Below are 10,312 nucleotides of genomic sequence, written 5' to 3' on the forward strand. Positions count from 1 at the left end.
CAGCAGGCCGGCGCGAAGGCGAAGGCCGAGCCCAAGGCGGAGCCCGCCAAGGAGGCCCCCGAGGGCCCCGAGCTCGTGACGCTGCGCGGCCCGTCCGCAGCCGTGGCGAAGAACATGAACGCCTCGCTGGAGCTGCCCACGGCCACGTCCGTGCGCGCCGTGCCGGTGAAGCTGCTGTTCGACAACCGCATCGTCATCAACAACCACCTCAAGCGCGCCCGGGGCGGGAAGGTCTCCTTCACGCACCTCATCGGGTTCGCGATGGTGCAGGCCCTCAAGGCCATGCCGTCGATGAACTACTCCTTCGCGGAGAAGGACGGCAAGCCGACCCTGGTCAAGCCCGCGCACGTCAACCTGGGCCTGGCCATCGACCTGGTGAAGCCCAACGGCGACCGCCAGCTCGTCGTCGCGGCCATCAAGAAGGCCGAGACGCTCAACTTCTTCGAGTTCTGGCAGGCGTACGAGGACATCGTCCGCCGCGCCCGCGCGAACAAGCTGACGATGGACGACTTCACCGGCGTCACCGCGTCGCTGACCAACCCCGGCGGCATCGGCACCGTCCACTCCGTGCCCCGCCTGATGCCCGGACAGGGCCTCATCATGGGCGTCGGCGCGATGGACTACCCGGCCGAGTTCCAGGGCACCTCGCAGGACACCCTGAACAAGCTGGGCATCTCCAAGGTCATGACGCTGACCTCGACGTACGACCACCGGGTCATCCAGGGAGCCGCCTCCGGCGAGTTCCTGCGGATCCTGTCCAACCTGCTCCTGGGCGAGGACGGCTTCTACGACGACATCTTCGAGGCCCTGCGGATCCCGTACGAGCCGGTCCGCTGGCTGAGGGACATCGACGTCTCGCACGACGACGACGTCACCAAGGCCGCCCGCGTCTTCGAGCTGATCCACTCCTACCGGGTCCGCGGCCACGTCATGGCCGACACCGACCCGCTGGAGTACAAGCAGCGCAAGCACCCCGACCTGGACATCAACGAGCACGGCCTCACGCTCTGGGACCTGGAGCGCGAGTTCGCCGTCGGCGGTTTCGCCGGCAAGTCGATGATGAAGCTGCGCGACATCCTGGGTGTGCTCCGCGACTCGTACGTCCGGACCGTCGGCGTCGAGTTCATGCACATCCAGGACCCGAAGCAGCGCAAGTGGATCCAGGACCGCGTGGAGCGCCCGCACGCCAAGCCGGAGCGCGAGGAGCAGCTGCGCATCCTGCGGCGTCTGAACGCCGCCGAGGCGTTCGAGACGTTCCTGCAGACCAAGTACGTCGGTCAGAAGCGCTTCTCGCTGGAGGGCGGCGAGTCCGTCATTCCGCTGCTCGACGCGGTCATCGACTCCGCGGCGGAGTCCCGGCTCGACGAGGTCGTCATCGGCATGGCCCACCGCGGCCGCCTGAACGTCCTGGCGAACATCGTCGGCAAGTCGTACGCGCAGATCTTCCGCGAGTTCGAGGGCAACCTCGACCCGAAGTCGATGCACGGCTCCGGCGACGTGAAGTACCACCTGGGCGCCGAGGGCACCTTCACCGGCCTGGACGGCGAGCAGATCAAGGTCTCGCTCGTCGCGAACCCCTCGCACCTGGAGGCGGTCGACCCGGTCCTGGAGGGTGTCGCCCGCGCCAAGCAGGACGTCATCAACAAGGGCGGTACGGACTTCACCGTCCTGCCCGTCGCGCTGCACGGCGACGCGGCCTTCGCCGGCCAGGGCGTCGTCGCCGAGACGCTGAACATGTCGCAGCTGCGGGGCTACCGCACCGGCGGCACGGTCCACATCGTCATCAACAACCAGGTCGGCTTCACCGCCGCCCCGGAGTCGTCGCGTTCCTCGATGTACGCGACCGACGTGGCCCGCATGATCGAGGCGCCGATCTTCCACGTGAACGGCGACGACCCGGAGGCCGTGGTCCGCGTCGCGCGGCTCGCCTTCGAGTTCCGCCAGTCCTTCAACAAGGACGTCGTGATCGACCTCATCTGCTACCGCCGCCGCGGTCACAACGAGGGCGACAACCCGCAGTTCACCAACCCGCAGATGTACACGCTGATCGACGTGAAGCGCTCGGTGCGCAAGCTCTACACCGAGTCCCTCATCGGTCGCGGCGACATCACGCTGGAAGAGGCGGAGCAGGCGCTCCAGGACTTCCAGGGCCAGCTGGAGAAGGTGTTCGCGGAGGTCCGCGAGGCCACCTCGAACCCGGCTCCGGCCCACACCCCGGAGGTCCAGGCCGAGTTCCCGGTGGCCGTCGCCACGGCGGTCTCCCAGGAGGTCGTCAAGCGGATCGCCGAGTCCCAGGTCAACATCCCCGACCGGATCACCGTCCACCCGCGCCTGATGCCGCAGATGCAGCGCCGGGCGGCCTCGGTGGAGGACGGCACGATCGACTGGGGCATGGGCGAGACCCTCGCCATCGGCTCGCTGCTGATGGAGGGCGTCCCGGTCCGGCTGTCCGGCCAGGACACCCGCCGCGGTACGTTCGGCCAGCGCCACGCGGTGCTCGTCGACCAGAACACCGGCGAGGACTACACCCCGCTCCAGTACCTCTCCGAGGACCAGGCCCGCTACAACGTCTACGACTCGCTGCTCTCCGAGTACGCGTGCATGGGCTTCGAGTACGGCTACTCGCTCGCCCGGCCCGAGTCGCTGGTCATGTGGGAGGCCCAGTTCGGTGACTTCGTCAACGGCGCGCAGACCGTCGTCGACGAGTTCATCTCCTCCGCCGAGCAGAAGTGGGGCCAGACGTCCGGCGTCACGCTGCTGCTTCCGCACGGTTACGAGGGGCAGGGCCCGGACCACTCGTCGGCCCGTCCCGAGCGCTTCCTGCAGATGTGTGCCCAGGACAACATGACGGTCGCGATGCCGACCCTGCCGTCGAACTACTTCCACCTGCTGCGCTGGCAGGTCCACAACCCGCACCACAAGCCGCTCATCGTCTTCACCCCGAAGTCGATGCTGCGTCTGAAGGCGGCGTCGTCGAAGGCGGAGGAGTTCACCACCGGTGGCTTCCGCCCGGTGATCGGCGACACGGCCATGGACCCGGCGGCCGTCCGCAAGGTCGTCTTCTGCGCGGGCAAGGTCTACTACGACCTGGAGGCCGAGCGGCAGAAGCGCGGCATCACGGACACCGCGATCATCCGTCTGGAGCGCCTGTACCCGCTGCCGGGCAAGGAGCTCCAGGAGGAGATCGCGAAGTACCCGAACGCCGAGAAGTACCTGTGGACGCAGGAGGAGCCGGCGAACCAGGGTGCGTGGCCGTTCATCGCGCTCAACCTGATCGACCACCTCGACCTGGCGGTCGGCGCCGACATCCCGCACGGTGAGCGGCTGCGGCGCATCTCGCGCCCGCACGGCTCGTCCCCGGCGGTCGGCTCGGCCAAGCGCCACCAGGCGGAGCAGCAGCAGCTCCTGAACGAGGTCTTCGAGGCCTGATCAGCGCCTGTGCGCCCGAGGGGCCCGGCACCGCGATACCGCGGTGCCGGGCCCCTCGGCGTACGGGGCGGTTCGCCGGCTCAGCCGAGATACGCCTCGAAGTCCCAGTACGGGCGGGTCCGCTGGCGGGCGGACAGGGTGTGCGGGTGCTGGGCGCCCAGGGTGCGGGTGAGGGTGAGCAGGGCGTCCGCCTCCACCTTGTCGGCCTCCTCGTGCTCGCGCAGGGCCCGCAGGTCGGCGGCGAGCGCCGTCTGGCAGGACAGGGTGAGCGGGTGCTCGTCGCCCAGTACCTGGCGGGACCTGCGCAGCGTGTCCCGGCTGAGGTCGGCGGCGTCCGCGACCCGGCCGTTGAAGTTGCGGCCGCCGGAGGCGTTGAGGGCGCAGCCCAGTACCCAGGGGTGGTCGGCGCCGAGGGTGGCGGTCAGGCCCGCGAGCGCGGACTCGAACATCGACATGGCCTCGCCCCGGTCGCCGGCCGCCTGCATCACCAGGCCGGTGTTGGCGAGCATGCCGGTGGCGACGGGGTGGGCGGGCCCGAGCAGCGCCCGGTATCCGGCCTCGGCCTCGGCGATCAGGTCCTTGGCCCGGTCCAGGTCGCCGTGCTCGCGCTGGAAGTTGCCGTAGTCGTTGATGAAGGACAGCGTGGTGTAGTGCGTGCGGCCCTGCACCTGCTCCATCTGTTCCATCAGGCTGTCCATCAGCATGCCGACGTCCTGCGGGAAGCCGCCTTCGCGGCGCCGGGCGAGGGCGAGCTGCTTGCGCGCGGACAGGGTCTGCGGGTGCAGCGGGCCGAGGATCTGCACGTGGAGGCGGACCACCGGCTCCTGCCGGGCGACGGCGTCGCGGTACAGGCCCAGCAGCCGCAGGCCGTGGGCGATGGCGTTGCCGGAGTTCAGCGTCGTGATGTGCCGGGCGCGCAGGACGTTCTCGCGGCGGCTGAGGGTCTCCTGGTCGAGTTCGTACGCCTCCCGGTAGCGTCCCAGCAGGCGCAGCCCGACGCCGAGGTTGTGCCGTGCGCTGAGGGAGATCAGCTCGTTCTCGCCGAGCAGCCGTTCGGCGTCCTGGAGCACTTGGCGCTGGAGCTCCAGCGCCTCGTCGTACCTGCCCAGCCGGCGGAGACTGCCGGCCAGGCCGCTGTTGACGCTGAGCTCGCCGAGTTCGTCGCGGGGTTCGGCGGCCCGCAGCCGCTCCCCCAGGGTGCGGCCCAGTTCGTACGCCTCGCGGTTGCTGCCCGCGGCGAGCAGCAGGTTGGTCTGCTGCGTCGTCAGGTCGATCATCTGCTGGTCCAGCGGGTCCATGAACGCCGTCCAGTAGTTCCGGATCTTCTCGGCGAGCCGGGTGCCGGCCGTGAACTCCCCGCTGCGCACGCAGTAGCGCAGACAGTTCAGTACGGCGGCCTGGACGCGGCTGTTGCGGCTGCTGAGCGCGCCGGACGGTTCCAGATGGGGCAGCAGCTCGGCGTACTGGGGCCACTGCCGGCTGTCGAGCGGGTTCCCGGGGTCGGCCTCGGCGAGCAGGCTGCGCACGGCCCTGCGGTGGGCGTCGCGGTGCTCGTCGTTGGTGAGGCGGGAGACGATGTCGTGGACGAGCCGGTGCATGTGCACGGACTCCTGGTGCGGCCCCATCTCGGTGTTGACCGGTCCCCGGCTCTCCCGGGTGAGCACGGAGTAGTTGACGAGGGTGTCCAGGGCGCGGGTCCAGGCGGGCAGGTCGGTGCTCATCCACCGCAGGTCCTCGGGGAGCTCGGCCTGCGGGTAGGCGCGGGCGAGCCCGAGCGGGATGCGGCCCGGGGCGAAGGAGGCGCACAGGCTGAGCACTTCGACCGCCTGCGGCTGGGTGCGGCGGAGCCGGTTGATGAGGATCGACCACGAGGTGAGCGAGGAGTGCGGGAAACCGTCGCCGACGGGCTCGTCGACGGACGACAGCCTGCCCTCGCGGACCATGCGCAGGTACTCGGGGACCTCCATCCGGGACTCGCCGAGCCAGGAGGCCGCCTGGACGAGCGGCAGGGGTACGTCGCTGAACTCGGCGGCGACCTCGTCGGCCTGGGCGGAGGTGATGTGCGGGGCGCGGCGCAGCAGGTAGGCGGTGGACTCGGCGCGGTCGAAGGAGGGCACTTCGAGTACGTCGGTGTGGTCGCCCCAGCCCCGGTTGCGGGAGGTGACGATGGTGTGCCCCGGCCCGTGCGGCAGCAGGACGTTCGCGCCCTCGGTGTCGTCCCAGCCGTCGAAGATGACGAGCCAGCGGCTGTACGGTTCGCCGCGCCGCAGCGCGTCGCGCACGGCGCGGATGCGTTCGCCCGGTTCGCTTCCGCTGTGCAGGCCCAGTTCGGCGGCGAGCTCGCCGAAGCGGTCGCGCTGGATGTTGCGGTCGTCGGAGTTGACCCACCAGATGACGTCGTAGTCGGTGCTGAAGCGGTGGGCGTACTCGGCGGCGATCTGGGTCTTGCCGATGCCGGACATGCCCAGCAGGGTGCAGGCGGAGTTGCCGCGTTCGGCTTCGGTCAGGCGTGCCTGGAGTTCGGTGAGGAGGTCGTCGCGGCCGGTGAACCGGCCGTTGCGGCGGGGGACCTCTCCCCAGATCTCGGGCGGCGTGTTCGGGAACCGGGAGCTGGTGGCCGGGGAGCGGCGGCCGGTGCTGCGCCGGTACTCGATGCCGAGCCGGCCGAGGAGCCGCTCCTCGGCCTCCTCCTCACCGGTGCCCCACAGGCTGACGGGTTCGAGGACGGCCGTGGCGGGCGGCAACTGGCGGTTGGTGAGGTTGACGGCGGCGAACCGTTCGGCCTGGTCCGCCACGTACCCGCGCAGGACGTCGTTCCACTCGCCCGGGGCGCGGGGTCCGAGCTCGAAGAACCAGTCGTTGAGAACGAGCAGGATCCGGCCGGAGGAGAGCAGCAGATCGCCGAGTGCTTCCTCCAGCGGTGTCTCGCGCGGCGGGTCCCAGCGCTGGAGCGTGACCCGGTGGCCGTGGGTCTCCAGGCGCTGCGCGATCCAGTTGGCCCACGGCCGGTGATATCCGGGGAAGACCACGAGGAAGTGCTCCGGTCCGTGAGGGCCGCCCCGGTCCGCCGCACCGCCCCCGCCCGACCGCCGCTGATCCACCATCTGTACGTCTCCCTGTCTCGCGCCCTGTCCCGCGCCCGCTCGACCAAGCGTCACGGTCGCTTGACACAGTGTCACTCAAAGGCCGGTGGCGCCGCACCGAGGCTCGCGTAATGCTGTCGCATCCCTCCGGTGAACTGCCTTCCTTCGTTGGTCAGTTCATCTGATTCCTGGAGTATGGACAAGGCTTCCGCGACCTGTTCGCGGTGCTGTGCGAACTGCTCGCCCGCCCGGCGGCGCCAGGCGGCCGGGGCGGCGGGGCCGGTCGCGGCCCGCCGCCACAGGTCCATCAGGGCGAGGTGGGCGTACGCGCCCTGGAGCACGCCCACCACCGGCCTCGGGTCGGGGCGCCAGCCGACCCGGTGCAGCCCGTCGCCGCCCGGCCGGTAGAGCGGTACGCGCTCGTGCAGCGCGGCCATCTTGGTGTGGTGCGTCTCGTGGACCAGGACCTCGGCGAACTCGCGGGGCCCGGCCGGCAGGGACGTCAGCACGCCGCCGGGCGCGGCCCGCAGGGTGGCGCTCATCGGGTGCCGTCCGTCGTACGCCGTCGTGGTCACGGGGACGAGCGGCACGAGGACCCGTTGCATGGCCCGTATCTCGGCGGCCCGCCCGGGGTCGGTTCCGTCGATCAGCGCGAGGGCCTGCCGCCACCGGCACGACCAGGGTTCCCGGGCGACGGTGGTGCGCTCGGCGGCGTGCATGGCGGCGGCTCCGATGCCCCGGGGCGGCACGCGGTAGGGGTGGAGGTCGTCGAGCACGGCGGTGCCGCCGGCCAGGACCCGCAGGGCCGACCAGCCGGGCCCGCCGCCCGTCGGCCGGCCGCGTCCGGTGGTGGACCGCAGCAGGAGCGCGCCGGCCGGCCCGCCGCCGGTGATGCGCACGAGGTGTCCGCGCGCGTGCAGTTCGGCCCGGTGGGCGGGGCAGCGCAGGTTGCCGAGGCCGGGCAGCGAGAGCAGCCCTTCCGGGGCGTCGAGGGTGATGCGCAGGTCGCAGCCGGCCCGCAGGGCCGCCGTGGCGGCGATGCTGCCGAAGTACGCGAGGTGCCGGTCCAGGGCCGGGCCCTCGGGGGCGGTGAGGGCTCCGGCCAGCCAGGTGCCGGTCAGCGGGTAGTCGAGGACGTCGCGGACCTGGGCGGGGTCGCGCAGCTCCGCGTGCTCCAGCAGTCGCCAGTGGCGGGCGAAGCGCGCCCGCGCGGCGGGAGGGGCGCCGGCCGCCTGCCGGTCGAGGCGGGCCAGCAGCGACTTGAAGAGCAGGAGCCGCCTGGCGTGCAGCCCGGCCCGCAGCGCGGTGGTGGCGGCGGTGTCCGGCCGGGTGCGGGCGAGCCGGTCGACGAGGGCCGCCGGGACGGGCGTACGGGTCATCCCGGCCCTCCGGCGGCGTTCATGCCCGGGTGGCCCGTGGGGCGGCGCCGACCGGTTGGCACTGCCACGCATCTGACCGGAAAGTGCCGGTGCCGGGCGTCAGATCGGATCCGACTCCGACCACCAGGCCTCGGCGAGCTCCCACGGCTGATCCAGCACCTGCCGGACCGCCTCGGCGAGTCCCGGGTCGTCCATGGTGCGCAAAGTCCGCAGGTCAAGCTCAGTGAGGTCGGGCACGGCCGGTGGCTGTCCGGCGTCCCGCCCCTGGCCGGCAACCACGGTGTTCCTGTGCGACACGCCCGACTCCCTCCTGCCGGCACCCGTCCCGCACGGCCGCAGCGGCTGCCCAGTTCTTCCCGACCCCAGTGAAACAGAAACATGTTCGACCGCTCTCCGGTCAACGGGCCGTCGTCCCGGTGAACGGCCACCACGGCGGGGCCGGCGGGCGCCGGTCCGCCTCGGCGGGCCGCCGGTCGGCCGCCCGGCCGCCCGGTCCGTCGGCCGGTCCGTCGGCCGGTTCGGTCAGGCCCTCGATCGCCTGCCGCGGCGCCGCGGCCTCCGCCCAGTCCACCGCGACGGCGGACGAGATCAGGCGCTGCCAGCGCTCGTGTGCCTCTTCGAACGCCCCGCGCGCGGCGCCGGTACGGCCCATGGACCGCAGGACGCAGCCCTGCGCGTACAGCGCCCGCGCCGCCGTCCGGGAGCCCGGCCGGTCGCCGTGCGCCTGGTCGGCGTCGCGGCGGGCACTCTCGTACGCCTGGAGGGAGTCGGACAGCAGCGTCGCGGACGACACCTGGGCGAGTTCGAAGCGCACCCGGCCGAGCACCAGCCAGGCCTCGGCCCGTACGGCGGTGTCCGTCAGCCGCTTCGCCGCCTCCTCCAGCAGGTGGCGGCCCTCGTAGAGGTCGGGGAGGAAGCCGATCCGCTGGAAGCGAAGGGCCAGCGCGCTGCCGAGCAGCAGGTGCAGCGCGCTGCGGGACGGCGAGCGCGCGGGCATCCCGGCGAGCGCCTCGCGCAGGACGCTCTCGGCCCGGCCCACGGTGTCCTCCCCGGCGGCGCCCTCACCGGCGGCGGCGCGGCGCAGCAGTGACTCGCCCCACTCGGTGAGCAGTTCGCAGCGCCGGGTGCTGTCGGGAGGGGCGAGGCCGGAGGCGCTCTCGTACGCCCGGTCGGCGGCCTCGCGGTCGCCCTGCGCGTCGTGCAGCCGGGCCTGGGCGGTCAGGCAGCGCAGCCGCAGGGCCGGGTCGTCGCCGGCGGCCCGGGCGGCGGCGGTCAGGACCTCGGCGGTGCCGGCGTACGGGGCGTTCGCGGCGCGCAGGGCCTCGGCGAGGTCGAGGAGGGCGGGGCAGCGGAGGCTGTCGGGGGCGTCTTCGGCGTCCAGCAGGTCACATCCCGTGCGGAGTTCACGTACGGCGTCTTCGGCCCGGCGCTGCGCCAGCAGCAGCCGCCCCCGGCGCAGGTGCAGCGTTCTGCGGGACGCGGCCGGCCAGACGGACGCGTCGCCGGCGAGCGTCTCCAGGCCGGCGGCGAGGTGCGCCGCGTCGCGCGTCTCGCGCCACAGGGCGTGGTGTGCGGCGGCGAGTTCCAGGCAGGCGTCGGCGCGGTCCTGGGTCCCTCGCGGGGCCCGGTCGCGGGCTTCGGCGAGCGTCCGGGCGGCGCGCAGCAGCAGCTCGCGGCCCTGCGCGGTGCCGCGGACCGCCGGGGCGCCCGCTTCCGCGAGCAGCACCCGGCCCAGCACCAGCCCGGCCCGCGCCGTCCCGGCGCCGCTCCCGGGCGCCGGGACGGGGCCGGGGCCGGCGGTGCGCAGCGCGGCCTCGGCGCGTTCGCGGGCGCGGCGCAGCAGGGACGGGTCCGCCTGGGAGCGCCACTGGCCCAGGAGGCGTTCGGCCTCTGCCAGCGGTACGGGGGTGATGAGGTCGGGCTGGTAGAAGCGCAGTACGCGGGCGGGGATCTCCGCGAAGAGTTCGGGTTCGGCGCCGGGCCCGTCGTCCTCCCCGGCTTCCCCGTCGGGGCCCCGCTCCCACGGCGGCTCGGGGGCCGTCGCGTCGCCGCGCTCGGAGAGCCTGGCGGCGGCGAGCGCCGAGAAGTTGCGCGCGCCCTTGCCGAAGTGGCGTTCGACGTACGAGGAGCAGTGCTTGAGCACGAGCGCCGCGGCGTCCTGGCCCAGTGAGTTCAGCAGCAGCTCCTGCACGCCGTCGGCGTAGACGTAGCAGGGCGACCCGGAGTCGGGGTCCGGCCCGGGGAGCTGCCTGAGCAGCCCGCCGAGCAGGACTTCGGCGAGTTCCATCGGGCCTGTGTCGGGCAGCATGGCGCGCTGGACGAGCTGCATCACGGGCAGGGTGAGCGGCGCGGCCGCCAGGTGGACGGCGAGGCGGACGCCGCCGGGCGAGGCGTTCGCCCGGAAGGCGCGCAGGAGTTCGT

At 72.7% G+C, this 10,312-nt stretch carries 4 protein-coding genes and 1 pseudogene; 1 reads left to right on the forward strand and 4 read right to left on the reverse strand.

Features of this window, described 5'->3' with window-relative positions:
* On the forward strand, positions 1-3,429 hold a 3,429-nt coding region (locus E2E34_RS25690), incomplete at its 5' end, for a multifunctional oxoglutarate decarboxylase/oxoglutarate dehydrogenase thiamine pyrophosphate-binding subunit/dihydrolipoyllysine-residue succinyltransferase subunit (protein ID WP_138904294.1).
* A gap of 80 nt (positions 3,430-3,509) precedes the next feature.
* Here E2E34_RS25690 and fxsT read toward each other — a convergent pair.
* From fxsT to E2E34_RS35650, 4 genes and pseudogenes are all read right to left on the reverse strand, one after another.
* A complete protein-coding gene (fxsT, locus tag E2E34_RS25695) occupies positions 3,510-6,533 on the reverse strand; it encodes an FxSxx-COOH system tetratricopeptide repeat protein (protein ID WP_138904295.1) in 3,024 nt (1,007 codons plus the stop codon).
* A gap of 71 nt (positions 6,534-6,604) precedes the next feature.
* Positions 6,605-7,891, reverse strand: coding sequence for an aKG-HExxH-type peptide beta-hydroxylase (locus tag E2E34_RS25700; protein ID WP_167518388.1), 1,287 nt, complete (start codon positions 7,889-7,891; stop codon positions 6,605-6,607).
* A gap of 99 nt (positions 7,892-7,990) precedes the next feature.
* Entirely contained in the window at positions 7,991-8,188 is a 198-nt protein-coding gene (gene fxsA, locus E2E34_RS25705; protein WP_138904297.1) for an FxSxx-COOH cyclophane-containing RiPP peptide, read from the reverse strand.
* A 100-nt stretch (positions 8,189-8,288) separates the two neighbouring features.
* A pseudogene (locus tag E2E34_RS35650) lies at positions 8,289-10,312 on the reverse strand (SAV_2336 N-terminal domain-related protein); the annotation flags it as partial.

The sequence above is a fragment of the Streptomyces albidochromogenes genome (assembly GCF_005981925.1).
GTDB classification, from domain to species: domain Bacteria; phylum Actinomycetota; class Actinomycetes; order Streptomycetales; family Streptomycetaceae; genus Streptomyces; species Streptomyces albidochromogenes.

Bases quoted from the DNA above. Each gene is read 5' to 3' on its own strand.
- fxsT (WP_138904295.1), bottom strand. From the start codon at position 6,533: ATGGTGGATCAGCGGCGGTCGGGCGGGGGCGGTGCGGCGGACCGGGGC.
- E2E34_RS25700 (WP_167518388.1), bottom strand. From the start codon at position 7,891: ATGACCCGTACGCCCGTCCCGGCGGCCCTCGTCGACCGGCTCGCCCGC.